Source organism: Paracoccus sp. N5, from assembly GCF_000371965.1.
Taxonomy (GTDB): Bacteria; Pseudomonadota; Alphaproteobacteria; order Rhodobacterales; family Rhodobacteraceae; genus Paracoccus.
This window is the reverse complement of sequence record NZ_AQUO01000001.1, coordinates 1404840-1427652: the sequence shown is the minus strand read 5'-3', so window position 1 is coordinate 1427652 and position 22813 is coordinate 1404840. Positions and strand designations below refer to the sequence as shown.

Annotated in this window: 24 protein-coding genes; 8 read left to right on the top strand and 16 right to left on the bottom strand. The window is 70.2% G+C overall.

From position 1 onward, the window contains the following. Window positions 1–25: 25 nt before the first annotated feature. Window positions 26–580, bottom strand: a complete 555-nt coding sequence (gene hslV / locus PARN5_RS0107215) for an ATP-dependent protease subunit HslV (RefSeq protein ID WP_017999097.1) — start codon at window positions 578–580, stop codon at window positions 26–28. An 84-nt stretch (window positions 581–664) separates the two neighbouring features. Here hslV and PARN5_RS0107210 point away from each other — a divergent pair, with 84 nt between their 5' ends. Further along, window positions 665–1567, top strand: a complete 903-nt coding sequence (locus tag PARN5_RS0107210) for a hypothetical protein (RefSeq protein ID WP_017999096.1) — start codon at window positions 665–667, stop codon at window positions 1565–1567. A gap of 33 nt (window positions 1568–1600) precedes the next feature. Here the strand turns inward: PARN5_RS0107210 and trxA are convergent, their stop codons facing one another. The 6 genes from trxA to dapB are packed head-to-tail and all read right to left on the bottom strand — an operon-like array spanning window position 1601 to window position 11168. Next, window positions 1601–1924 carry a thioredoxin gene (trxA, locus tag PARN5_RS0107205; RefSeq protein WP_017999095.1) on the bottom strand — a complete coding sequence of 108 codons (324 nt, stop codon included), beginning with the start codon at window positions 1922–1924 and terminating at the stop codon, window positions 1601–1603. 51 nt (window positions 1925–1975) lie between these two features. Continuing rightward, a complete protein-coding gene (addA, locus tag PARN5_RS0107200) occupies window positions 1976–5344 on the bottom strand; it encodes a double-strand break repair helicase AddA (RefSeq protein ID WP_017999094.1) in 3369 nt (1122 codons plus the stop codon). Next, on the bottom strand, window positions 5337–8264 hold the full coding sequence (addB, locus tag PARN5_RS0107195; protein WP_017999093.1) for a double-strand break repair protein AddB: 2928 nt from the start codon (window positions 8262–8264) through the stop codon (window positions 5337–5339). The genes addA and addB overlap by 8 nt, the downstream gene beginning before the upstream one ends. Then, a complete protein-coding gene (locus PARN5_RS0107190; protein WP_017999092.1) occupies window positions 8257–8925 on the bottom strand; it encodes a nucleotidyltransferase family protein in 669 nt (222 codons plus the stop codon). The genes addB and PARN5_RS0107190 overlap by 8 nt, the downstream gene beginning before the upstream one ends. Further along, on the bottom strand, window positions 8922–10337 hold the full coding sequence (locus tag PARN5_RS0107185; protein WP_017999091.1) for a bifunctional tRNA (adenosine(37)-N6)-threonylcarbamoyltransferase complex ATPase subunit type 1 TsaE/phosphotransferase: 1416 nt from the start codon (window positions 10335–10337) through the stop codon (window positions 8922–8924). Before PARN5_RS0107185 ends, PARN5_RS0107190 begins: the two co-directional genes overlap by 4 nt. A 24-nt stretch (window positions 10338–10361) precedes the next feature. Beyond that, a complete protein-coding gene (gene dapB / locus PARN5_RS0107180; RefSeq protein WP_026155242.1) occupies window positions 10362–11168 on the bottom strand; it encodes a 4-hydroxy-tetrahydrodipicolinate reductase in 807 nt (268 codons plus the stop codon). A 68-nt stretch (window positions 11169–11236) separates the two neighbouring features. Between dapB and rbfA the strand changes: the two genes are divergently transcribed. Genes rbfA through truB form a run of 3 tightly spaced genes read left to right on the top strand, consistent with a single transcriptional unit; the run spans window position 11237 to window position 13300 of the window. After that, complete coding sequence (gene rbfA, locus PARN5_RS0107175; protein WP_026155241.1) at window positions 11237–11653, top strand: 30S ribosome-binding factor RbfA; 417 nt, start codon at window positions 11237–11239, stop codon at window positions 11651–11653. Next, window positions 11643–12398 (top strand): phosphodiester glycosidase family protein, encoded by a 756-nt coding sequence (locus PARN5_RS0107170; protein ID WP_017999088.1) that lies wholly within the window; start codon window positions 11643–11645, stop codon window positions 12396–12398. Before rbfA ends, PARN5_RS0107170 begins: the two co-directional genes overlap by 11 nt. Then, window positions 12398–13300, top strand: a complete 903-nt coding sequence (gene truB / locus PARN5_RS0107165) for a tRNA pseudouridine(55) synthase TruB (protein WP_017999087.1) — start codon at window positions 12398–12400, stop codon at window positions 13298–13300. The genes PARN5_RS0107170 and truB overlap by 1 nt, the downstream gene beginning before the upstream one ends. Here the strand turns inward: truB and PARN5_RS0107160 are convergent. The 9 genes from PARN5_RS0107160 to PARN5_RS0107120 form a co-directional block, all read right to left on the bottom strand. Next, window positions 13288–14214, bottom strand: a complete 927-nt coding sequence (locus tag PARN5_RS0107160; RefSeq protein WP_026155240.1) for an MBL fold metallo-hydrolase — start codon at window positions 14212–14214, stop codon at window positions 13288–13290. The genes truB and PARN5_RS0107160 overlap by 13 nt on opposite strands. Window positions 14215–14332: 118 nt before the next feature. Continuing rightward, a complete protein-coding gene (locus tag PARN5_RS0107155) occupies window positions 14333–14980 on the bottom strand; it encodes an RluA family pseudouridine synthase (protein WP_017999085.1) in 648 nt (215 codons plus the stop codon). Continuing rightward, entirely contained in the window at window positions 14977–15603 is a 627-nt protein-coding gene (locus tag PARN5_RS0107150) for a LysE family translocator (RefSeq protein WP_017999084.1), read from the bottom strand. Before PARN5_RS0107150 ends, PARN5_RS0107155 begins: the two co-directional genes overlap by 4 nt. 47 nt (window positions 15604–15650) lie before the next feature. Beyond that, window positions 15651–16049: a GFA family protein gene (locus PARN5_RS0107145; RefSeq protein ID WP_017999083.1), complete on the bottom strand. Its 399-nt coding sequence runs from the start codon at window positions 16047–16049 to the stop codon at window positions 15651–15653. Continuing rightward, window positions 16027–16479: a GAF domain-containing protein gene (locus tag PARN5_RS0107140; RefSeq protein ID WP_017999082.1), complete on the bottom strand. Its 453-nt coding sequence runs from the start codon at window positions 16477–16479 to the stop codon at window positions 16027–16029. The genes PARN5_RS0107145 and PARN5_RS0107140 overlap by 23 nt, the downstream gene beginning before the upstream one ends. A gap of 31 nt (window positions 16480–16510) precedes the next feature. Next, window positions 16511–16858 (bottom strand): hypothetical protein, encoded by a 348-nt coding sequence (locus PARN5_RS0107135; RefSeq protein ID WP_017999081.1) that lies wholly within the window; start codon window positions 16856–16858, stop codon window positions 16511–16513. A 90-nt stretch (window positions 16859–16948) separates the two neighbouring features. Beyond that, complete coding sequence (locus tag PARN5_RS21775; RefSeq protein WP_017999080.1) at window positions 16949–17797, bottom strand: NAD(P)-dependent oxidoreductase; 849 nt, start codon at window positions 17795–17797, stop codon at window positions 16949–16951. Continuing rightward, window positions 17794–18630, bottom strand: coding sequence for a glycosyltransferase (locus tag PARN5_RS0107125; protein WP_017999079.1), 837 nt, complete (start codon window positions 18628–18630; stop codon window positions 17794–17796). The genes PARN5_RS21775 and PARN5_RS0107125 overlap by 4 nt, the downstream gene beginning before the upstream one ends. Window positions 18631–18638: 8 nt before the next feature. After that, complete coding sequence (locus tag PARN5_RS0107120; protein ID WP_017999078.1) at window positions 18639–19856, bottom strand: NAD-dependent epimerase/dehydratase family protein; 1218 nt, start codon at window positions 19854–19856, stop codon at window positions 18639–18641. A 153-nt stretch (window positions 19857–20009) separates the two neighbouring features. On the opposite strand from PARN5_RS0107120, the gene PARN5_RS0107115 reads away from it, so the two are divergent. The 4 genes from PARN5_RS0107115 (at window position 20010) to dnaQ (ending at window position 22763) form a co-directional block, all read left to right on the top strand. Next, window positions 20010–20456, top strand: coding sequence for an Rrf2 family transcriptional regulator (locus PARN5_RS0107115; protein ID WP_017999077.1), 447 nt, complete (start codon window positions 20010–20012; stop codon window positions 20454–20456). A 153-nt stretch (window positions 20457–20609) separates the two neighbouring features. Next, on the top strand, window positions 20610–21461 hold the full coding sequence (locus PARN5_RS0107110; protein ID WP_017999076.1) for a shikimate dehydrogenase: 852 nt from the start codon (window positions 20610–20612) through the stop codon (window positions 21459–21461). After that, window positions 21458–22054, top strand: a complete 597-nt coding sequence (gene coaE / locus PARN5_RS0107105; protein WP_017999075.1) for a dephospho-CoA kinase — start codon at window positions 21458–21460, stop codon at window positions 22052–22054. Before PARN5_RS0107110 ends, coaE begins: the two co-directional genes overlap by 4 nt. Next, window positions 22047–22763, top strand: a complete 717-nt coding sequence (gene dnaQ / locus PARN5_RS0107100; RefSeq protein WP_017999074.1) for a DNA polymerase III subunit epsilon — start codon at window positions 22047–22049, stop codon at window positions 22761–22763. Before coaE ends, dnaQ begins: the two co-directional genes overlap by 8 nt. Window positions 22764–22813: the final 50 nt, after the last annotated feature.

The window sequence follows — 22813 nt, the reverse complement described above, 5'->3', positions numbered from 1 at the left end:
TCCGAAGGACGGGGGCAGAGCCCCCTCAGCCCAGAACCTCGACCGTCAGGTTGCCATTGGTATAGACGCAGATGTCCGCCGCGATCGCCATGGCGCGCCGCGCCACCGCCTCGGCATCCAGGTCGCTTTCCATCAGCCCGCGCGCCGCTGCCAGCGCGTAGTTCCCGCCCGAGCCGATGGCGGCCACGTCATGCTCGGGCTCCAGCACGTCGCCGGCGCCGGTCACGACAAAGATCTCGCGCCCGTCGGTGACGATCAGCATGGCCTCGAGATTGCGCAGATACTTGTCCATGCGCCAGTCCTTGGCCAGATCGACGCAGGCCCGCGCCAGTTGTCCGGGCGCCGCCTCCAGCTTCTTCTCCAGCCGCTCGAGCAGGGTGAAGGCATCGGCGGTCGAGCCGGCGAAGCCCACCACCACGTCATGCCCGCCCGGCTTCAGCCGGCGCACCTTGCGCGCCGTGCCCTTCATCACCGTCTGGCCGACGCTGACTTGGCCGTCGCCGGCGACGACGACCTTGCCGCCGCGCCGCACCGCCAGGATGGTGGTGCCGTGCCAGCCGGGAAACTTCTCCTGCGCCATGGTGCTCTCCGCATTCCTGTTGCGGCTCAGATATGACCGCCCCGCCCCTTTCGCAACCCGCACGGCACCGCTAGCCTGCCGGCCATGAGTCACGCCCCGATCCTGCGCGTCTACCTGGAAGGTCCGCTGCTGCGCATGACGCGGGCGGGCAAGATGAATTTCCTGAACCTGCTCAGGGCGGCGGTGGAAGCGCAGGGCTGGCGCGTCGAATGGCACGAGACCGGCCCCGAGGCGCGCCGCATCGCGCCCCGCCGCGACGGCTATGCGCTGTTTCACATGCAGCCGCCGACGCATGACCGGGCGCTGAGCTTTCGCCGCGCCTATCACTATCCGTTCTGGCGCATCGAGGCCACGCAGCAGCGCTGGCGCTTCCGGGTGGCGCAGGCCCGCTTCGACCCGGCGATGGTGAACCCTGCCCCCGCCGAGGATTTCGCCCGCGCCCTGCGTGCCCGGGTGCTGCCCGGCCCGCCGCCCACGCGGACGGGGCCGGTGCTGGTGCCGCTGCAGGGCCATATCCGCCGCTGCCGCTCGTTCCAGACCATGAGCCCGGTCCAGATGCTGGAGCATGTCGCCGCCACCGGCCGGCCCACCGTCGCGACCCTGCACCCCAGGGAAAGCTACGATGCCGCCGACCATGCCGCCCTGGCCCGGCTGGCCAGGCGCCACCCGAACCTGCGCATCGGCGGCGACACGGGCCGGCTCTTGCGCGACTGCGCCTTCGTCGCGACGCAGAACAGCGGCGTCGGTTTCGACGGCTATATCCTCGGCAAGCCGGTGGTGCTGTTCGGGCAGATCGACTTTCACCATATCGGGCTGAACGTGGCCGATCTGGGCGCAGATCCGGCGCTGGCGGCGGCCGAGCACCACGCCCCGGATTACGCCCGCTATCTGTGGTGGTTCCTGCAAGAGCAGTCGATCAACGCCAGCCGCCCCGAGGCGCCCGACCGCATCCTAGCCGCCATGCGAAAGGGCGGCTGGCCGATCTGACCCGCCGCCCGCTTTTCCGAAATTCCGCCCCGATCAGATCGAATCGTCGATCCAGGCCTTCAGCGCGGCCTTGGGCGCGGCGCCGATCTTGTTCGAGACCACCTGGCCGTCCTTGAACAGGAACAGCGCCGGGATGCCGCGCACGCCCAGGGCGGCCGGGCTTTCCGGGTTCTCGTCCACGTTCACCTTGACGATCTTGACGCGGCCCTGGTACTCGGCCGCCAGCTCTTCCAGCGAGGGGCCGATCTGCCGGCAGGGGCCGCACCACTCCGCCCAGAAATCCACGACGACGGGGGTCGCGGACTGGCGCACTTCGCTGTCGAAATCGGCGTCGGTAACGGCTTGGGTCTTGGCCATGGGATGCTCCTGCGCAATGCCGGAGGGATCCGGCAGGAATGTCCCCAAGAGCTAGGCACCCGCGGCACCGGGGTCAAGGGCCGCCAGCACCGCATCCAGCTGCGCGTCGGGCAGCGGCATCAGGCTGCGCGTCGCCGTCCACAGCACGGCCATCTCGATCCGGTGGCCGGGCCAGATCGCCCGCAGCGCGGCGCGATAGGCGGCCATCTGGCGCAGGATGCCCAGCGGCACGTCTCCGGGGCCGACGGGCACCTCGCGGTTCGACTTGTAGTCCACCGCCAGTAGCCGGTCCCCTGTGATCACAAGCCGGTCGATCTGGCCCAGCACCATGCCAAGGCCCGGCACCGGCGCAGCCAGTGCCAGTTCGCGGAAAAGCGCGGCGCCTTCGGGCAGGGCGAAGACCTGGGAAAGCTCGGGCGCCTCGGTCACGGCGCGGGCCTCCGAAATCAGCTGCGCCAGCTCGTCCGGGCCGGGCAGCCCGCCCTCGGCATCGGCCAGCAGGTCGCGGGCCAGCGCCGGCCATTGGGCGGGGTCGCGGCCGGGCAGATGCTCCAGAAGCAGGTGCAGCCGGGTGCCGAACAGCATCGCGGCATCGCCATCCCCTGCCCCGCCGCCGATCACCTTGGCGCCGCCCAGGGCCGACGCCGCCACCGGGCGCCGCTTCACGGGCACCGGCGGCAGCGGTGCCGACAACCAGTCGGGCACCTCGGCCACGGGCCGGGTCCGGGGCGGGCTGGCGGGCGCCGCCTCGGGCCAGTCGCCCCATTCCAGGCGCCGGATCTCGCCCCAGGGCGACGGGATGCGGCGCTCAGCCAAGGTGCTGCGGGCAAAGCCGGCCTCGACCATGCCATGCCAGCTTTCGGCATCGGTCTCGCCGGCCGCGGCGACGATCAGCCAGCTTTCGGCCCGGGTCAGGCCGACATAGAGCAGGCGCTTCCTTTCCTCGAGCTGGCGGCGGGTCTGTTCCTCGGCCAGTGCCTCGACCGGGTCCGGCCGCTCACCCTTGCGGCCGCGCCACAGCGCCAGGCCATCCGCGCCCGGCAGCACCGGCGCCTCGCGGGGGGCGCGGCGCTTGGCGCAATCGGGCATGATGACGATGGGGCTTTCCAGCCCCTTCGAGCCATGCACGGTCATCACCCGGATCAGCCCCTCGCCATCGCCGGCGCTGCCGGGCTGGCGGCGCACCTCGACATCGCCGCCGGCCAGCCAGACCAGGAAGCCGGTCAGCGAAGGCGTCTCGCTGGCTTCATAACGCAGCGCCTGCGACAGAAGCTCGTCGATGCCGTCCTGTGCCTCGGGGCCCAACCGCGCGATCAGCCGCGCGCGGCCGCCATGGCGGATCAGCAGGCGCTGGATCAGGTCATAGGGGCGCAGGAAGCCGGTCTGGCCCATCAGGTCCGACAGGATCTCGACCGCCTCGCGATGGCCCGAATCGCGCAGCCGCCGCCACAGGTATTCGCCGCGCTTGCGGCCGCGGGCCAGGCGGTAAAGCTGTTCCTCGCTGAGGCCGAACAGCGGCGAGCGCAGGACGGCGGCCAGCGACAGGTCGTCCTCGGGCGTGGCGAGCGCCGAGAGCAGCACGCGGATGTCCTGCACCGCGATCTCGCCGCCCAGCTTCAGCCGGTCGGCGCCGGCGACCGGCAGGCCGGCGGATTTCAGCGCCGCGATGATCTCGGCGAACAGGTCCGAGCGGCGCTGCACCAGGATCAGCACATCGCCGGCCCGGATGCGGCGCACCGCGCCGGTCTTGCCGTCCAGGATCGGCTGGCCCAGCATCTGGGCGATGCCTTCGGCAATGGCGCGGGCCAGCTGCGTGGTCTCCGCGTTCTCGGCCGGCTTGTCCACCGGGTCGGTCCAGTCGCCGGGCGCGGGCTTCTCGGGCTTGGGGATCGCCGGCCACAGGTCGACCCGGCCGGGCATGGCGGCGCGAAAGGCGCGGTGCTGCGGCGGGTCGCCCAGGCCCCGCGCCGCATCGCCGGCAAAGACCTGGTCGACCAGCGACAGGATGGCGGGCGAGCTGCGGAAGGAATGGCGCAGCTCCAGCACCTGCATCGGTTGCTCGACCGCCTCGAACCCGGCGGCGAAACCGGCGCGGCGCGCCTCGAAAACGGCGATGTCGGCGCCCTGGAAGCTGTAGATCGACTGTTTCGGGTCGCCGACCACGAAAAGGCTGCGCATGTGATCACGCGCGCCCTGCCCGGCGGTGAATTCGTCGGTCAGGCGCTGGATCACCTGCCATTGCGCCGGGCTGGTGTCCTGCGCCTCATCGACCAGGATGTGGTCGATGCCGCCGTCCAGCCGGAACAGCACCCATTGCGCCATGCTGCCTTCGGACAAGAGCCGCGCCGTGCGCTCGATCAGGTCGTCGAAGTCCAGATGCCCGCCCGCCGCCTTCTGCGCGCGATAGCGGGACAGGAAGGCGTGGCCGAAGCGGTGCAGCGCCAGGGTTTTCTGGGCATGGGCCAGGGCGATGCGCGGCAGGCGGGCATCGGCCACCCGCTCCATCAGGATCGCCAGGTCGTCCATCAGCCCGGCGCAGGGGCCGCTGCGCAGCGCCTTGGTCGGGAAGCTGTCGTATTTCGGCGCAAAGGGCTCCTTGGCCCCTGCCCCGTTCAGCAGCACCGATTCCAGGATCGCGAGTTCCGCCGCGCCCGGCTGCGCCCAGTCGCCGGCCGCCAGCTTCGCCGCCGCCTTCTGGTCGTTGGGTCCCGATTTCAGCAGATGCGGGATCAGCGCCGGGATCACCCGCGCGCCATCCGCGAAGGTCTGGGCCAGCAGCCCGGCCATGTCGGCGTCCGGGGCCAGACCGCAGGCCGCCCAGAGCGCGTCCCGGTCCGCGGGGGCATCGAACCCCCGCAGACCGGCCAGGAAAGCGTCGAGCTTCTCGCCCGAATGCAGCGCCAGCAGGTCTTGCAAGGCGGGATGATCCTCATGCGCCATGTCCTCGATGATCTCGGCGCGGATCAGCGCGGCGCTGCGGTCGTCGAGTTCGGTGAAGCCATGCGGCACGCCGGCCTCGATCGGAAAGCGGCGCAAGACACCGGCGCAGAAGCTGTGGATGGTCTGCACCTTCAGCCCGCCCGGCGTCTCGATGGCCCGCGCGAACAGCCGCCGCGCGGCGGGCAGGTCGGGGGCGGCTGTTTCGCCCAGCCGCGCCAGTTCGGCGCGCAGCGCGGGCTCGGGCAGCATGGCCCATTCGCCCAGGCGCTTCAGCAGGCGGTTCTGCATCTCGCTGGCGGCGGCCTTGGTATAGGTCAGGCACAGGATGCGTTCCGGCGCCGTCCCGGCCAGCAGAAGCCGCGCCACCCGGTCGGTCAGCACCCGGGTCTTGCCGGAGCCCGCATTGGCGGTGAGCCAGGTCGAGCGCAGGGGTTCCGCCGCCCGCACCTGCGCCAGCGTCGCCTCGTCGAAGTCAATCATCGGCGAATCTTTCCTCGACGGCGGCTTCGCTGGCGTCCCATTCGCCGTGCCGCGACAGGTGGTCGTAATCGCTGGCATGGTCGCTGCGCTCCATCGCCAGGCGGGCGGTAAAGCCGCGCTCGCCGCGCAGGTAAAGCCCGATCAGCGCCACGAAACCCTGCCAGGTTTCAAGGGCTTGGCCGGGGCCGAAGTCGCGCGGCTCGGTCCTGCCCTCGCCACCGAGCTGGATATAGCTGATGCCGGCGACCTCGGCCGGGCCGAGGCGCGGAAAGCCGCCTAGCTCGACCATTGCCGCCTCCAGCGGCAGCTGCTTGTCGAAATGCGCGATCTGCTTGTCGGTTGGCGGCTTGCCGGATTTGTAGTCATAGACCTGCACCCGGCCATCCGTCAGCCGGTCCAGCCGGTCGGGCCGCGCGGTCAGGCGGAAATCGGCGCCGGGCACCGCCAGCGCGCCACGGGTCTCGACCAGCACCGGGCGGCCCTGTTGCAGCCGCACCGCCTCGTCCGCCATCAGCCGATCCGCGACGCCACCGATGCGCGCGCGCCAGAACAGCCGGGCCGAGGGCCAGGGCACCTGTTCGGCCAGCACCGCGTCTGTGATCACAAGCAGGCGGTCGCGCATCACCTCGGGGGTTTCCGGCAGGTCGGGCAGGCCGCGCAGGAAGCGGTCCATGATCTCGTGCAGCGCATTGCCGCGGTCGGCGGCGTCGGGTTCGGGGCGCAAGGGCTCGAGCGCCCGCAAGCCCAGCACGCGGCGGGCATAGACGGCATAGGGGTCGCGGATCAGCGTCCGGACCTCGGTCACCGACATTTCCGCCAGCGCCGGGGCGGGCGGGATCGGCGAGGGCCGCGCGGCCCTGGGCAGCCGCTGCACCGGCCGGGCCTGGGCCTCGGCCAGGTCCAGCCAGCCCTGACCGCGCGCGCGCATCTCGGCCAGGGCGCGGGGGCCGTCCTGCGCGGTCAGGCCGCCCAGCAGGTTGGTCAGCCGGTTCAGCCAGCGCGCCGGAATGGTCTCGGCCTCGGCATCGCGGCGGGCGCGGGTCAGGATCACCTGCGCGGCGCCGGCGGCCTGCTGGAAGTCATGCGCCGACAGGCCCACACGCCGCTCGGGCAGGGTCAGGCCGGCCGCCAGCCGCATCGGCCGCGACAGCCACGGGTCCGGGGGCAGGGCCTGCGGCCAGCCGCCCTCGTTCAGGCCGGCCAGGATGACCCGGCCCACCGCCTCGGAGCGGGCCTCGCGCGGGCCGCGGAAGCGGACCAGCGGATGCGCGGCCACGTCCTGACGCACCGCCTGGGCCTGCAATTCCCCGTGCAGCAGATCGCGGAACTCGGCCGGGCGCAGGTCGTGGCCCAGGGCGGCATGGGCGGCCAGATGGTCCAGCACGCTGCGCGCCAGACCGCCGGCGGCCTTGCCCCAAAGCTCGGAGGCATCGGCGCTGCCGCCCGGACCGGCGGCCAGATCCTCGGCCAGGGCACGCAATTCGGAGAGCCGCGCCGCCAGCGGGCGCGGCGCGCGGTCGCGGGCCAGGGGCACGATCCGGTCCAGCAGACCGGCCAGCCACAGCGCCCAGGGCTTGCTTTTCTCGTCGCCGCGCTCGGCCCATTGGCGCAGGGCCGCGCCATCGGGAAAGGCCGGGCCATTGCGGCGCAGCGCCAGCTCCAGGTCACGGCTGTGGCGGTTGTGATCACGGCGGTAGTCGGCGCCCAGGCCGGTCGCGGTGACCGGATGCTTCAGCAGCACCAACAGCCCGTCGATCATCAGCTCGGCCCCGTTGAGGTCGGCGATATGGCGCAGGAACAGGCCCGGCGCGGTCAGGGGCAGGGGCTGGCCGGCCGAGTCGTCCGGGATGATGCCCCAGCGGTCCAGCGCCGATTGCACGCGCCGGGTCAGCATGCGGTCGGCGGCGATCAGGGTGACGGGCTCGGCGCGTTCCACCGCCTGGCGGATGATGAGGGCGATGGCCTCGGCCTCTTGCCCGGGCTGCTCGGCCTCGATCAGGGTCAGGTTCGCGGTGGCGGGCGGCAAGGGGCCCAACGCCGGGCCCTCGGTGATCCATTGGTCGGTGACCGGGGCAGGGCGAAGCGCCAGGGAAATCAGTCGGTTGCGCGCGGGATCGGGGGCTGCATCCGGCAGCCAGGCGCGCGGCGGGCCGAATTCGGCCAGGAAGGGCGCATAGCGGGCCTGCGGGTGATCCTCGGCCCGGGCGTCGAGGCTGTCCCAGACCGGCTGCGGCAGGTCGGGGTCGAAACCGGGCAGCACCACGGCGCCCATCGGCAGCCGGGCAACGGCGCGCATGAAATCCCGCGTCGCGCCATGCGAGCCGGTCGAGCCGGCGACCAGCACCGGCCCCTCGGGCAGCATCTCGCCCCGCGCCCAGGCGGCCGCCAGCCGCTCGGCCGCGGCGCGCTGGCGGCTCTCGCGGTCCTGCGGCGGGTCGGTCAGGTAGTAGCCAGCGGCGATCTTCAGGAAGGCCAGCGCCCGGCCCCAGTGCTGGGCGTGTTCGCTGGCGTCGATGCGATCCAGCGCCGTGGCATCCAGCCCTTCCAGCTGCATCTCGGCCATCAGCCCGGCCAGCGAGGCCGCGAGTTCCGGCACCGACTGGCCCTGCGCCAGGTCGGGCTGGGCGCGCAGCGCGGCGTCGATCAGCCGACCCAGCTCCAGCCGTCGGGCCAAGGGCGCGGTCGCCGCGCCGCCGCCGATGTCGCCGATCAGCCGCAGCCGCGGCAGCACCAGCGGCCCGCGCCAGACCAGCGCATCGCGCAACGCCAGCAGCGACTGGCCGGCGTTGGCATAGACCGTCACCCGCGCCATGTCCTGCGGCGGGCGGTGGCGCATCCGCGCGATCAGCCCCTCGGCAAAGGCGCCGGCGAAATCGGCACCGCAGGGCAGGGCGTAAAGGCCGCCTTGCCAGTCAAACACCGAGCAGCCCCTCGGCCAGCGGGATGCAGTCGGGCCGGCCGACGTCGCACCATTCCCCGGCATGGACCAGGCCAAAGGCGCGGCCCTGGGCGATCAGCCGGTCCCAGAGCAGGTTCAGCGAGAACACCGTCTCGGGGATCTCTTCCAGCCGGTCGGGGCGGATGATCTGCGCGCCGCCATAGACCAGATCGCCCTTGCGGATCAGGCGGTTGCCGGGGCCGAGGCTGAAGTCGCCGCCGCCCTGCCGGCCATGCGTCCGGGCGATGGGCACCAGCATCAAAAGCGCGTCCATCTCCTCGCGCCAGGCCGAGAGCAGGGCCGAGATCGGGTTCGGGCCGGTCCAGATCACGTCGGGATTCATTGTGATCACAGGCCCGGCGCCCAGCAGGGGCAAGGCCTTGCGCAGGCCGCCGCCGGTGTCCAGCAGCAGGTCTGTCTCGTCGGAAATCGCCGCCTGGGCGCCGATGTGATCACGGATCTGGTGACCGAGATGGTGGATATTGACCACCACCGGCCCGACCCCGGCCGCGCGACCCAGGTCCAGCGCCCGGTCCAGCAATGTGCGGCCGGCAACCGGGATCAAGGGCTTCGGCACGCTATCGGTCAGCGGTGCCATGCGGGTGCCCTTGCCCGCGGCAAAGATCATCAGCGGCAGGCTCATCCGGCGATCCTTTCGATCACCTCGGGCGTGGGCGCGGGGATGCCCGCCATGGCCTCGGCCAGCGGCGCCAGCGCCGGATGCGCCAGGTCGCGCTGGATGGCGTCCCAGACCCGGGGCATGAAGGCGAGGTAACGCCGCTTGCCCTCGCGCTGCGCCAGCCGGGTGAAGATGCCCAGGATGCGCAGGTTCCTCTGCGCGCCCAGAAGCGCATAGGCGGCGCGGAAGCGCGCGCCATCGACCCCGGCCGCGGCGATATAGCGGTCGATCTGCGCCGCCTCGACCTCGGGCGCCACGTCGCGGCGGGCGTCCTGCAGGGCCGAGACCAGATCATAGGCCGGATGCACGGCCACCGCGTCCTGGAAGTCCAGCAGGCCCAGCGGCGCGTCGCCCCGCCAGACCAGGTTTTCGGCGTGGAAGTCGCGCAACCCCAGCACCGGCGGCGCATCGGCACAAAGCGCGCCATGCAGCGCCTCGATGGCCGGCGCGATCTCGGCGCCGAAGCCCGGCGTGCCGGCGGCGGCGGGGTAGTATTCGGCGAAAAGCCCGACCTGCCGCGCCAGTTCCGGCCCGTCGAGGCGCAGGACGAAATCCGGCGGCTGATGGCGATGCAGGGCGACCAGCAGGTCGGTCATGCGGTCATAGACCCGCGGCGCCAGTGCCGGCTCGGCCGCGAGCACCCGGGCCACCAGGTCGTCGCCAAGGTCCTCCAGCAGCAGAAGCCCCTCGTGCTGGTCGGCGGCCAGGATCTCGGGCGCGTGGAAATCGCGATGCCGCAGCCATTGCGTCATGGCGACATAGCCGTCGGTGGTGCCGGGCGCGGCATCCATCAGCACGGCGCTGCGCCCCCCGTCGATCAGCCGGAAATAGCGCCGCGACGAGGCGTCGCCCGCCAGCGGCACCAGCCGCGCACCCGCCCAGCCGGCGCGGTGGATCAGCCGGGCAAGGCTGGGCAGGCGGGCGGCAAAGCCCCAGCGCGGCTCGGCGCCCGAAAGCGTGATCCGGCGCAGGTCGGGATCGTCGGCATCGGGGTCGAGGCCGACGGTCAGCGGGTCGGGCAGGGCGCTGCCATGGTCGGGCCATTCGACCAGCACGATGCCGCCCTGCATCGCCTCGTCCAGGCCCAGCTCGGTCAATTCCTCGGGATGGGTCAGGCGATAGAGGTCGGCGTGCCAGATCTCGGTCCCCAGCGGATCGGCATAGGTCTGGACCAGGGTGAAGGTCGGGCTCGGCACGTCCTCGGCCGCCTCGCCCTGGCGGGCCCGGATGAAGGCGCGGGCGAAATGTGTCTTGCCGGCGCCGACCGGGCCTTGCAGGGCGATCACGTCGCCGGGTTTCAGGACCGCAGCCATCACCCGCGCCAGGCAGGCGGTCAGATCGGCATCGGCAAGATCAAGCGTCGCAAGCAGGGTCATGGCCTGAACCTAAGCGCCCCGGCGTCAGAGGCCAAGCACATCCGCCATGTCATATTCGCCCGGCCCCTTGTCCTGGCCCCACAGCGCCGCCCTGAGCGCGCCACGGGCAAAGATGGCGCGGTCGGTGGCAAGATGGCGCAGCACCACGCGCTCGCCCGCCGTGGCGAAGATCACGTCATGCTCGCCCACCACATCGCCGCCGCGGATGGCGGCAAAGCCGATGCTGCCGGGCGCGCGGGCGCCGGTGATGCCCTCGCGCGCGGGGGTGCGCAATTCGTCCAGGCTGTGGCCGCGCCCCGCGGCGGCGGCCTCGCCCAGCATCAGGGCGGTGCCGGAGGGGGCGTCGACCTTGCGATTGTGATGCGTCTCGACGACCTCGATGTCCCAATCCTCGCCCAGGGCGGCCGCGACCTTGCGGGTCAGCCCGACCAGCAGGTTGACGCCCAGGCTCATGTTGCCGGCGCGGATGATCGGGGCGTGGCGGGCGGCGGGTTTCAGCGCGGCCAACTGCTCGGGGGAAAAGCCGGTGGTGCCGATGACATGCACGGCGCGGGCCTGCGCGGCCAGCTCGGCGAAAGCCAGCGTCGCCTCGGGCGTGGTGAAGTCGATCACCGCCTGCGCCTTGGCGATGGCCTCGACCGGGTCGTCGGTGACCGTGATCCCCAGGGCGGGACCGCCCATCGCCTGCCCGAGGTCGCGGCCGATCCAGGGGCTGCCGGGACGCTCGATGGCGCCGACCAGCCGGGCCTGATCCGATTCCAGCACCGTGCGCACCAGCATCTGCCCCATGCGCCCCGAGGCGCCCGTAATCACGATTCCCGGTCTATCCATGCGTCATCCCCCGTTTGCGCCCGTTCTATCCCGTTGCGGCCCGGCCCGCGACCCCCTACATCTGCGCCATGGCACAGAACCGCTTTCACTCCGGCAATGGTCCCTCGCAGCGCCAGCTGCGCGTGGGCGAATTGATCCGCCGCACGCTTTCCGATGTCCTGGCCCGGGCGGATGTCCACGACCCGGACCTGAACCGGCACTCGATCACCGTGGGCGAGGTGAAGACCTCGCCCGACCTCAAGGTCGCGACGGCCTATGTGCTGCCCTTGGGCGGCCGCGATGCCGAAGAGGCGCTGGCCGCCCTGCGCCGCAACGCGCCCGAGCTGCGCCACTTGGTCGCCAAGGCGATGACGCTGAAATACGCGCCGCAGCTGCGCTTCGTGCTGGACGAGACCTTCGACCGCATGGACGACACCCGCCGCATGTTCGCCGACGAGCGCGTGCGCCGCGACCTGGACCATGACGACGCCGATGATGAGGATTGAGCTGAAGCGCCGGCTGGGCCTGGCGATCGGCGCGCTGATCGCCATGACCCTGCCCGCCGTGGCCGGGATCTGCGAAAGGCGCGACTTCGACGGCCAGGGCTATGTCGTCTGCACGCTCGACGCCGCGCAGGAGCCGGGGCTGAAGCTGTGGCTGAACGGGCCCGACGGCAAGGTGCTGGGCGATTTCACCGCCGTCCGCCGCACCCTGGCCCCGGGCGAAACCTTGGCTTTCGCCATGAACGCCGGCATGTATCACGCCGATTACACCCCGGTCGGGCTTTACCTCAGCAATGGCGACAAGGCCCATGACCTCGTCACCGGCGCCAGCAACGACAATTTCGGCATGTTGCCGAACGGCGTGTTCTGCACCGGCGGCGCGCGGCCGTTTCAGGTGATCGAAAGCCGCGCCTTCGCCAAGGCGCCGCCGCAATGCCGCCTTGCCACGCAATCCGGGCCGATGCTGGTGATCGACGGCGCGCTGCATCCGCGATTCCTGGTCGATTCGGACAGCCGCTATGTGCGGAACGGCGTCGGCGTCTCGCCCGATGGCCAGACGGCCTGGTTCGCGATTTCGGACCGCGCGGTCACATTCCACGAATTCGGCCGGCTGTTCCGCGACGGGTTGGGCGCCCGCGATGCGCTTTACTTTGACGGCTCGGTCTCCAGGCTGTATGCCCCCGCGCTCAACCGCGCCGATTTCGGGCGCCGGCTGGGACCGATCATCGGCTATACGGAACAGGAATAATGGCACGGAAAAAAGGGCGCGAGATCCACGGTTGGCTGATCGTGGACAAGCCCGCGGGCGTGGGCTCGACCGACGTGGTGGGCAAGGTCCGCTGGGCGCTGGACGCGAAGAAGGCCGGCCATGCCGGCACGCTGGACCCGGATGCGACCGGGGTGCTGGCCATCGCGCTAGGTGAGGCGACCAAGACCGTGCCGATCCTGACCGAGGCGCTGAAGGCCTATGACTTCACGGTGACCTGGGGCGCCGAGACCGCCAGCGACGACGCTTCGGGCGCGGTGCTGAAAACCAGCGACATCCGGCCGGATGCGGCCGCGATCCGCGCCGCCCTGCCGGCCTTCACCGGCGAGATCATGCAGGTGCCGCCCAATGTCTCGGCCGTCAAGGTCGATGGCGAGCGCGCCTATGACCTTGCCCGCGAAGGCGAGGCGGTCGACCTGGCCGCCCGCCCGCTGTGGGTGGAATCGCTGGAACTGCTGGGCACGACGCCCGACACGGCCGAGTTGCGCATGGTCTGCGGCAAGGGCGGCTATGTCCGCAGCATCGCCCGCGACCTCGGGCGCAAGCTGGGCTGCCTGGGCCATGTCGCCCGGCTGCGGCGGATCTGGTCCGGCCCCTTCGACGCCGAGGACGGCATCGGTTTCGACCGCATCGACCGCGCCAACCAGGCCGAGATCGAGGCGGCGCTCTTGCCCCTGCAAGCCGCGCTCGCCGACCTGCCGCAGCTGCAAGCGACCGAGCTTGGCGCCACGCGCATCCTGAACGGCAACCCCGGCCAGGTGCTGGGCCATGCCGAATTCGGCGAGGAAGTCTGGGTCAGCCGCGAAGGCCGGGCGCTGTGCATCGGCCGCTACATGGGCGGCGAGGTGCATCCCAGCCGGGTCTTCAACCTTCAGCCGAACTGATAGGTCGCCGGCACATAGCGATAGCTGCCGGCGCTGTTCGGCGCGATGAAGCCCAGTGCCGGGAACGGCATGTGATAGCCGACAAAGGGGATCATCTCGCTGGCAAGCCGCACCAGCACCCGCTTGCGGGTCGCGGCACCGGCCTCCTTGTCCACGTCGAAACGCACATGCCATTCGGGCCGTTCGACCGAATAGACATAGTGGTTGAAACTGTCCCCGGTCAGCAGCAGCTTTTGCCCCTCGCTCTCCAGCAGATAGGTGGTATGGCCGGGCGTATGGCCATGCGCCGCCTCGGCACGGATGCCGGGCAGGATCTCGCCATCCTCCTCAAACAGCCGCGCCTTGTCGATCAGCGGCTTCACCTTGGCATTATAGGCATCGCCCGGATTGGCCGCCCAGTAATCCGCCTCGGGGCGCGAGGCGACCAGTTCGGCATTGGCAAAGACCGGCGTCTCGCCGTCCATCAACCCGCCGATGTGGTCGCCATGCATATGCGTCAGCACGACATGGGTGACATCCTCGGGCTTGACCCCGGCCACGGCCAGCGAGGCCACGGTATTTGCGGGCACCATGCCGGTGTCGAACAGCACCAGCGCATCGGCGGTGCGCAGCAGCGTGGGCGTATAGGACCCGCCCGTGCGGTCCGAGGGAATGAAATTCGCCTTGCTCACCGCCTCGAACTCGGCCGGCTCGGCATTCACCCCGAAGGTCGCGATCGGATTGTCGCTGCTGCCGGTCCCGCCCAGCACGGTGGTCAGTTCGAACCCGCCCAGGCGAATGCCATGCACCCGGCCGGCAAAGCTCGGCTTTTCTGCCTCGGGCGCGGTCTGGGCGGCGGCGGGCAGGGCCATCAGCAAGGGCAGCCCACCCCCCGCCAGCAAGGCTCCGCGACGACTGAAGCGCACTCTGTCCATCTCGCTCTCCCTTTGCTGACTGCCGTTCAACCCGCAGCGGCAGGGCCGGTTCCCACCGCCCGTCACTTTCACCGTTTTCCAAATACCCGAACCGGCCGTGCCACAGGGGGCAAGCGGCTCAGAAGGGGACAGGCGCGTTGAAGCCCAGCATCACCCCGCTTTCGGGATGCTTGAAGCGCAGGCTCTCGGCATGCAGCATCAGCCGGGGGAAATCGGCGGCGGCGCCGGTCGCGTAAAGCGGATCGCCCAGGATCGGGTGGCCCAGCGCCGCCATATGCACGCGCAGCTGATGGCTGCGCCCGGTCAGCGGTGTCAGCCGCACCCGGGTCTCGGCATCCGAGGCCTTCATCACCCGCCAATCGGTCTGCGCCGGCCGGCCCTCGGCATGGTCGACCTTCTGGCGCGGCCGGTTCGGCCAGTCGACGATCAGCGGCAGATCGACAGTGCCGGATTTCGGCTCGAGCCGGCCCCACAGCCGGGCGACATAGGTCTTTTTCGTCCGCCGCTCCTCGAACTGCTTCGACAGGTGCCGCTGCGCATGCGGCGTCAGGCCGAAGACCATGACGCCCGACGTGTCCATGTCCAGCCGATGCACCAGCAGCACGGTCGGAAAGGCGCCGCGCAGCCGCTCGATCAGGCAATCGGCGCGGTCCTCGCCGCGGCCCGGCACGGACAGCAGCCCGGCGGGCTTGTCCACCACCAGCACCTCGTGATCGGCATGGATCACGCGGGGCTGCGCCTCGGTCGGCTGATAGACGAAGCTCATTTCCAGACCAGCCGCAGCGCCAGCCCGGCGAACAGGACCGAGGCGAGGCGGTTCACCACCCGCATCCGCGCCGCCATCGCCCGGCCGGCCAGCCCGGCGGCCATGCCGTAGCCCATGGTGACCAGCGTGCCCGAGCAGACGAAGATCAGCCCCAGCGCCAGCACCTGCTGGCCCACCGGCCCGTATTCCGGCCGGGTGAACTGCGGCAGAAAGGCCAGCAGGAACAGGATCGGCTTGGGGTTCAGCAGATTGGCCAGCGCCCCGCGCCCGACCAGGGCGCCGGGGCTGCGGGCGGGTTGCGCGGCGCTGTCAAGCGCCGTCGCGTGCCAGCTTTTCCAGGCCAGGATCAGCAGATAGACCGCGCCCAGAGACTTGATCGCGGCCAGCGCGCCGGGTTGGGCCGCCACCAGCGCCCCCAGCCCCAGCGCGCAAAAGGCCACATGCACCGACCCGCCGATGCCGACGCCCAGGCCCGCCAGCGCACCGGCCCTGGGCCCGTCCTGGATGCCGCAGGCGCTGGCGAAAAGCACGTCCTGTCCGGGCGTCAGGTTCAGGACCAGCGCCCCGGCCATGAAGGCCAGCAATTGCTGCGCGGGAAATTGCGCCAGCGTGTCCCAGATCATCGTTCAGCCTCGCTTTGGCGCGGATATGCTATGCGGGCCGGGCGGCGTCAATTCTCGCCCGGATCCTGCGGCAGGCCGTCGGCGATGGCGTAGTAATCGCCCTTGTCGGCGGTGAAGATATGGCCCTGCAATTGCAAGCCGGTCGGGGCGTCGATGGCCCCCGCCGCCACGTCGATCACCTCGGACCCGTCGCGCTGCCAGAACAACGACGACCCGCAGGTGCCGCAAAAGCCGCGCCGGGCGAAATCCGAGGCGCGATACCACAGCGGCTCGCCCTCGATCTGCAGCGATGTCGGCAGGATCGCGGCCCAGACATGGCCGGACCAGCGCCGGCACTGGCTGCAATGGCAGGCCTTCAGGTCATGCGTCGCGTCATAGGTGCCGCGAAACCGGACCCTGCCGCACAGGCAATGGCCGGTGAATTCAACTGCGTCCGAAGCACTCATCCAGGATCTCCCGCAGCCGCTGGGCGTCTTCTGCCGTGAAAGCGTCGGGCTGGTTGCTGTCGATGTCAAGCACGCCGATCAGCCGCTCGCCGGGGCCGAGGACCGGGATCACCAGCTCGGACCGGGTCGCGCTGGCGCAGGCGATATGGCCCGGAAAGGCATCGACATCGGGCACCAGCTGGACCTGCCGCGTCCGCGCCGCCGCGCCGCAGACCCCGCGCGAGAAGGGAATGACCAGGCAGCCGTGGCCGCCTTGGTAGGGGCCGATCTTCAGCGTCTCGGGCGCGGTGACGCGATAGAAGCCGGTCCAGTCGAAACGGTCGTCCGAATGGTGGATCTCGCAGGCGAGCGTCGCCATCAGCGCGACCTCGTCGGTCTCGTCGTGGGTCAGGGCGCGGATGCGGGCGGTCAGGTCGTCGTAATCGGGCATGCGCCGAACCTAGCCTTGCCGCGCGGCGCTGTCACCCCGCGACGCGCCAATAGCTGCTGGGCGTGTGCATCAGCGGCAGCAGCGCAAAGCCGGCGGCCGCGAGGCACATCAGCGCGCTGAGGTTCAGACCGGCGAAACGGGCCGCGAAAAGCTGGCAGGCCATGAAGAGACCGCATCCGGCCAGCATCGGCGCCCAGCCCTCGCAGCGCGAGCGCAGGGCCAGGACCGCGCCCAGAGCCGCCAGCGCCAGCATGGCCCAGGACAGGGCGGAGATCCCCGGTTGCAGCCGGTTCAGCGGCAGGCCGCCAAGCGAAAGGGCAAGGAGATAGCCGGCCATGACGGCAAAGGACAGGCCGCAAAGGATCGAAAGCACGCGCATAAGCAACAAACCTCGTGCAGGGAAACAACATGCTCTTGTACGGGCTTTTTCTGGCGCAGGACCGCCGACCGGGCAAGGGTCCCGACGATTTTAATCCAATTTGTCGGCGATTTCTTTCTTAGGTTGTATTTGCGCAACAATGGCCGGCAGATCCCGGCGCAGCAGGGACAGGCCGCCGGGGCGCCAGCCCAAGGCCTGCAAGCGTCGGCTCAGCGGCCGGCGCAGCGGACGCGGGTCGCCGGGCGGCGGCAGCGGGGTGGTGCAGCCGGTCAGGCGCGCGACCTCGGCCAAGAGGCCGCGGCGGTCCAGAACCAGGTCGCCCACATTATAACTGCCTGACATCGCGGGATCTTCCAGCACGGCCAAGGCGGCGCGGCCCAGGTCGGCGCCATGCACCTCGGTCGCGACAGCGGGGGCGGGGGTGGTGCCGGCCAGGAAATCCGCGATCAACCCGGCCCATTTCTGCGGCAGGCCGGGGCCATAGACTCCGGTCGGGCGCAGGCTGGCGGTGCGGAAATCGGAGGTCGCGAGGGCGGCCAGGGCGGTTTCTGCCTGGGCCTTCACTTCGCCGTAAAGGCTTGTCGGCGCAGGGGAAAGTTCATCCGGCAGGTCCATGCCGTCGGGGTGGCCGTCGTGGACGGCGCGGCTGGAGAGGAACAGCACGCGGGCGACGCCTTGCGCGCGGGCGGCCTGGAACAGCGCCAGCGAGCCGTCGAGATTGGCGCGGATGAAGCCTTGCGGATCGTCGCCCTCGCCGCCGCGATAGCGGCCGGGGATGTGCTGGAAGGCGGCGTGGATCAGCGCATCTTTTCCTGACAGATCAACGGGCTGGCCCAGGCGCCAGCCGGGCAGGGGGTCGAGGTCGTGGCCGGCCTCGACGGCGGCACGGGCGATCCAGCGGCCGACGAGGCCCGAGGCGCCGGTCAGGGCGAGTTTCATGGCTGCGGCGGGTCCGGCAGGTCGCGCGGATCGGGCACCGGGCCGTCGCCGGCATGGGCCTGCCAAAGCTCGATCAGGGGGCGCAGCGCATCGGCCTTGGCGTGGTTTTGCCAAGGTTTTTCATACTGATAGTGCAGGACGCGGATGTCCTGCCAGCGCCAGAGTCCGGGCAGGTTCAGCCAGACATATTGCAGCATATTGTCGAAAACCGGCAAGCCGTGCCAGTTCGGGAAGAAATCTTCGAGGAAAGTCTGGTCGGTGCGGCGCCAGAAGCGGCCGGGCTGGTCGAGTTCGGACAGCATCCGCGCGAAGGTTTCCGGCGACGGGCGCGCCGTGAACACCCCGGAATTCAGGCGGTGGAAATCCGCGAGGCTCTCGTAAACATTTGGCGCGGCTGAGAATTCCGGATAGTCGAATAGCCGGTCGATGTTTTGCAAGACCAGCGCGTCGGCGTCGATGAAGACCACGCAGGCATAGTCGAGCTGCCAGAGCCGCAGCTTGACGAAATTGTCCAGCGGCGTGTGGAAGGGCGGCTTTTCGCCCTTGGTGAAGGGGGCGATGCCATGCACCCGGTCGCGGGCATGCAAGGCGTTGAAATCGCTGGAAGTGGACAGCAGATCCGCGTGCACCGCGCGTACACCGAGCGTACACAGATCGTCGATCAGATTTTCCGGCAGCTCGGTATAGAGCAGCACCAGGTCGGCCGTGGTGCCGGTGCGGATCAGCGACTTGAACAGCGCCCGCGCCCCGGTGACGTAATCCGGGTTGGTCGCCAGCGTGACAAAGGCGCGGTCGGACCGCGCCTTGCCAGTGAGGTGCAGGCCCTCGGTCATGGGCGGGCTCACGATACGGAACGCAGCCTGCGGCCCTCGGGATCGTGCTCGACGCGCTTGGCGATGTCGCGGGTCCAGGCCGAGACCGCCGGCACGCGCGAGCGGTCGATGCGATGGGCGTATTTCTTCGCCACCTCGACGACCTCGGACAAGAGCCCCTCGGCCAGGGTGATCGGTTGCAGGCCCAGCGCCAGGAACTGGTCGTTCTTGACGATCAGGTCGTTCTCCTCGGCCTCCTTGCGGGGGTTGGGCAGATAGGCGACCTCGGCCCTGGTCAGGCGGGCGACCAGCTCGGCCAGGTCGCGGACGCGGTGGGTCTCGGTCATCTGGTTGAAGATCCGCACCCGCTCGCCCGCCACGGGCGCGTCCTTCAGCGCCAGCTCGATGCAGCGCACCGAATCCTGGATATGGATGAAGGCGCGGGTCTGGCCGCCGGTGCCATGCACGGTCAGCGGATAGCCGATGGCGGCCTGGATCAGGAAACGGTTCAGCACCGTGCCATAATCGCCGTCATAGTCGAAGCGGTTGATGAGCTGTTCGTGCCGGCGGGTCTGGTCGGTATGCGTGCCCCAGACGATGCCCTGATGCAGGTCGGTGATGCGCAGCCCGTCGTTCTGGGCATAGAACTGGAACAGGATCTGATCGAGGCTCTTGGTCATGTGATAGACCGAGCCGGGCCGCGTCGGATACAGAATCTGCTGCTGGCGCGCGCCGGCGGGCGTGTCGATCTGCACGTCCAGATAGCCTTCGGGGATCGGCGCGCCGACCGAGGAATAGCCATAGACGCCCATGGTGCCCAGGTGGACCAGATGCGCATCGATGCCGGTTTCCACCAGCGCCGCCAAGAGGTTATGCGTGGCGTTGGTGTTGTTGTTGACGGTATAGACCTTGTGGCGGTCGGTCTTCATCGAATAGGGCGCGGCGCGCTGCTCGGCGAAATGGATCACCGCGTCGGGGCGGATGTCGCTGAGCCAGGACTTGAGACGCTCATATTCCGTCGCCAGGTTCAGCAGGTGGAAATGGATGCGCCGCCCGGTTTCCTGATGCCAGATCCGGCAGCGTTCCTGGATGGAATCCATCGGCGTCAGCGACTGCACGCCCAGCTCGGTGTCGATCCAGCGCCGCGACAGGTTGTCGAGGATATGGACCTCGTGGCCCAGGTTCGACAAATGCAGGGCGGTGGGCCAGCCGACGAACCCGTCTCCACCCAGAACGGCAATGCGCATGGTGATCTCCCCTTGGTGCTGCGCGGCAGGAATGCGCGGCCAATGTGTCAAAACTATGACTTTCTGGCGAAGGTTCCATGGCGATGCCAGAGGGGCGCGCGAAATCTTGCCGAAGAGATTGCATGATGTGGCGGGCAAGACTAAGGATTCGTTATGATCTCGCAGAAGACGAAATACGCCATCAAGGCCCTGCTGGCGCTGGCCGACGAGGTCGCCGCGGGCGGCCATGCGCTGACGATCGAGGAGATCGCCCAGCGTTCCGGCGCGCCGAAGCGTTTTCTGGAGCATATCATGCTGGAGCTGCGCAACGCGGGCTATGTCGGTTCGCGCCGCGGCCGGGCCGGCGGCTATGTGCTGATCAAGCGGCCGAAGGAGATTTCCATCGGCGAGCTGCTGCGCCAGGTCGACGGGCCGATCGCGCCCCTGCCCTGCCTGTCGCGGCGGTCCTATCAGCGCTGCGAGGATTGCGAGGACGAGGCCAGCTGCCGGCTGCGGCGCATGTTCGGCCAGGTGTTCTGGTCCTATCTGCTGCTGATCGAATCGCTGACGCTGGAGGACCTGGTGGCCGAGGGCGACCTGCCCGAGATGGGCGCGATCTGAGGCCAGGCACAGCCGGGGGTTGCATTCCTGCCATGGCGCGGGGACGGCCGGGGCGATACGTCTTGACCCCGGCTCGGGCCATCTGCACTTGTCGGTTCAACAGGAACCGGCCGGGGTCCGCGCGCCCCGGTTGCCAGACGCGCAAGGTAGGCCATGCCCGAGACCGACTCCGCCGCCCCCCGCAACACGCCGCTTGCCGCGGTGCTGGGCTGGCCCATCGCCCATTCCCGCTCGCCCCGGCTGCACGGGCATTGGTTGCAACGCTATGGCATCGCCGGGCATTACGTGCCCTTGCCGGTGATGCCCGAGCATCTGGCCGAGGTGCTGCGCGCCATGCCGCGCATGGGTTTCGTCGGCGCCAATGTCACCATCCCGCACAAGGAAAGCGTGCTGGCGCTGGCCGATGTTGTCACCGACCGCGCCGCGCTGATCGGCGCCGCGAATACGCTGATCTTTCGCCCCGACGGCAAGATCCATGCCGACAACACCGACGGTTACGGCTTCATCGCCAATATCCGCCAGATGGCGCCGGACTGGATCCCCGACCTGGGGCCGGCGGCGGTGATCGGCGCCGGCGGCGCGGCGCGGGCCGTGGTCGCCTCGCTTCTGGAAAGCGGCGTGCCCGAGTTGCGCATCGCCAACCGCACCCGCATCCGGGCCGAGCAGATCAAGGCCGAGTTCGGCGCCAAGGTCGTGGTCTATGACTGGGCGCAGGCCGGCAACATGCTGGAGGGGGCGCTGACCGTGGTGAACGCCACCTCGATGGGCATGGCGGGCAAGGAGGCGCTGCGGGTGCCGCTGGACGCGCTGTCGCCCGACGCGCTGGCCACCGACCTGGTCTATACGCCGCTGATGACGCCCTTCCTGGTCGAGGCGCAGGCGCGCGGCTGCCGGGTGGTGGACGGGCTGGGGATGCTGCTGCATCAGGCCGCGCCGGGGTTCGAGCGCTGGTTCGGCCGCCGCCCCGAGGTGGACGACGCCCTGCGCGCGGCCGTGCTGGCATGAGCTTCCTGCTGGGCCTGACCGGCGGCATCGGCATGGGGAAGTCCACCGCCTCGGCGATCTTTCGCGCGCTGGGGCATCCGGTCTGGGACGCGGATGCGGCGGTGCACCGGCTTTACGCCCCGGGCGGGGCGGCGGTGGCCCCGGTCGCCGCGGCCTTTCCCGGCGTGCTGCGCGACGGCGGCATCGACCGCGCCGCGCTGAAGGCGCAGCTGGCGGCCGACCCGGACGGGTTCGCCCGGCTGGAGGCCATCGTGCATCCGCTGGTCGCCGCCGACCGCGCCGCTTTCGTCGCCGCGCAGGCCGATGCGCCCATCGTGGTGCTGGACATCCCGCTGCTGTTCGAGGGCAACTCGCACGCGCAGATGGACGGGGTGGCGGTGGTCTCGGCCCCGCCCGAGGTGCAGCGGGCGCGGGTGCTGGCCCGGCCGGGCATGGACGCGGCGGGGCTCGCGATGATCCTGGCCCGGCAGATGCCGGATGCGGAAAAGCGCGCGCGGGCCGATTGGGTGATCCCGTCCGAGACGCTTGACGGCGCGCGGGCGGCGATCATGGACATCTGCGCCGAGATCATGGCAAGACGGCCGCATGCGTGAGATCGTTCTGGATACCGAGACCACCGGCTTCGACCCCGACAGCGGCGACCGCATCGTCGAGATCGGCGCGCTGGAGCTGATGAACCACCTGCCCACGGGCCGGACCTTCCATGTCTACATCAACCCCGAGCGCCCGATGCCGCAGGAGGCCTTCGAGGTGCATGGGTTGGGCGACGACTTCCTGCGCGACAAGCCGCGCTTTGCCGAGGTGGCCGCCGATTTCGTCGCCTTCATCGGCGAGGACGCCCGGCTGGTGATCCACAACGCCCAGTTCGACATGAAATTCCTGAACTGGGAGCTGAAGGCGGCGGGCTATCCGGCGATGCCCCACAGCCGCGCGGTGGACACGCTGGAAATCGCCCGGATGCAGTTCCCGGGGGCGCAGAACTCGCTGGACGCCTTGTGCCGGCGGTTCCGGGTCGACAATTCGGGGCGGACGCTGCACGGCGCGCTGCTGGACAGCGAGCTGCTGGCCGAGGTCTATCTGGCGCTGCGCGGCGGCCGCCAGCCCGGGCTGGTGCTGGAAAGCGCCGGGCAGAGCGTGGTGGTCGCGAACGCGGTGGCCGCGCCCCTGGCGCCGCGCGGGCCGCGGCCGCGGGCGCTGGCGCCGCGCCTGACCGCCGACGAGGCCGAGGCCCATGCCGCCTTCGTCGCGAAACTGGGCGAAAAGGCGGTGTGGCTGCGCTACAGCGCCGGCGAAAACCGCTAGGATCCGGAACCTTTCTGGCGGCCCGGGCGGTTTTCCTGCCAGGATGGCCA

Bases quoted from the DNA above. Each gene is read 5' to 3' on its own strand.
- PARN5_RS0107150 (WP_017999084.1), bottom strand. From the start codon at position 15,603: ATGATCTGGGACACGCTGGCGCAATTTCCCGCGCAGCAATTGCTGGCC.
- coaE (WP_017999075.1), top strand. From the start codon at position 21,458: ATGAGCTTCCTGCTGGGCCTGACCGGCGGCATCGGCATGGGGAAGTCC.
- PARN5_RS0107170 (WP_017999088.1), top strand. From the start codon at position 11,643: ATGAGGATTGAGCTGAAGCGCCGGCTGGGCCTGGCGATCGGCGCGCTG.
- rbfA (WP_026155241.1), top strand. From the start codon at position 11,237: ATGGCACAGAACCGCTTTCACTCCGGCAATGGTCCCTCGCAGCGCCAG.
- hslV (WP_017999097.1), bottom strand. From the start codon at position 580: ATGGCGCAGGAGAAGTTTCCCGGCTGGCACGGCACCACCATCCTGGCG.
- PARN5_RS0107190 (WP_017999092.1), bottom strand. From the start codon at position 8,925: ATGAGCCTGCCGCTGATGATCTTTGCCGCGGGCAAGGGCACCCGCATG.
- PARN5_RS0107210 (WP_017999096.1), top strand. From the start codon at position 665: ATGAGTCACGCCCCGATCCTGCGCGTCTACCTGGAAGGTCCGCTGCTG.
- PARN5_RS0107120 (WP_017999078.1), bottom strand. From the start codon at position 19,856: ATGCGCATTGCCGTTCTGGGTGGAGACGGGTTCGTCGGCTGGCCCACC.
- dapB (WP_026155242.1), bottom strand. From the start codon at position 11,168: ATGGATAGACCGGGAATCGTGATTACGGGCGCCTCGGGGCGCATGGGG.
- PARN5_RS0107185 (WP_017999091.1), bottom strand. From the start codon at position 10,337: ATGACCCTGCTTGCGACGCTTGATCTTGCCGATGCCGATCTGACCGCC.
- PARN5_RS0107110 (WP_017999076.1), top strand. From the start codon at position 20,610: ATGCCCGAGACCGACTCCGCCGCCCCCCGCAACACGCCGCTTGCCGCG.
- PARN5_RS0107115 (WP_017999077.1), top strand. From the start codon at position 20,010: ATGATCTCGCAGAAGACGAAATACGCCATCAAGGCCCTGCTGGCGCTG.
- PARN5_RS0107145 (WP_017999083.1), bottom strand. From the start codon at position 16,049: ATGAGTGCTTCGGACGCAGTTGAATTCACCGGCCATTGCCTGTGCGGC.
- dnaQ (WP_017999074.1), top strand. From the start codon at position 22,047: ATGCGTGAGATCGTTCTGGATACCGAGACCACCGGCTTCGACCCCGAC.
- addA (WP_017999094.1), bottom strand. From the start codon at position 5,344: ATGATTGACTTCGACGAGGCGACGCTGGCGCAGGTGCGGGCGGCGGAA.
- PARN5_RS0107135 (WP_017999081.1), bottom strand. From the start codon at position 16,858: ATGCGCGTGCTTTCGATCCTTTGCGGCCTGTCCTTTGCCGTCATGGCC.
- PARN5_RS0107140 (WP_017999082.1), bottom strand. From the start codon at position 16,479: ATGCCCGATTACGACGACCTGACCGCCCGCATCCGCGCCCTGACCCAC.
- PARN5_RS0107160 (WP_026155240.1), bottom strand. From the start codon at position 14,214: ATGGACAGAGTGCGCTTCAGTCGTCGCGGAGCCTTGCTGGCGGGGGGT.
- truB (WP_017999087.1), top strand. From the start codon at position 12,398: ATGGCACGGAAAAAAGGGCGCGAGATCCACGGTTGGCTGATCGTGGAC.
- PARN5_RS0107155 (WP_017999085.1), bottom strand. From the start codon at position 14,980: ATGAGCTTCGTCTATCAGCCGACCGAGGCGCAGCCCCGCGTGATCCAT.
- PARN5_RS0107125 (WP_017999079.1), bottom strand. From the start codon at position 18,630: ATGACCGAGGGCCTGCACCTCACTGGCAAGGCGCGGTCCGACCGCGCC.
- PARN5_RS21775 (WP_017999080.1), bottom strand. From the start codon at position 17,797: ATGAAACTCGCCCTGACCGGCGCCTCGGGCCTCGTCGGCCGCTGGATC.
- trxA (WP_017999095.1), bottom strand. From the start codon at position 1,924: ATGGCCAAGACCCAAGCCGTTACCGACGCCGATTTCGACAGCGAAGTG.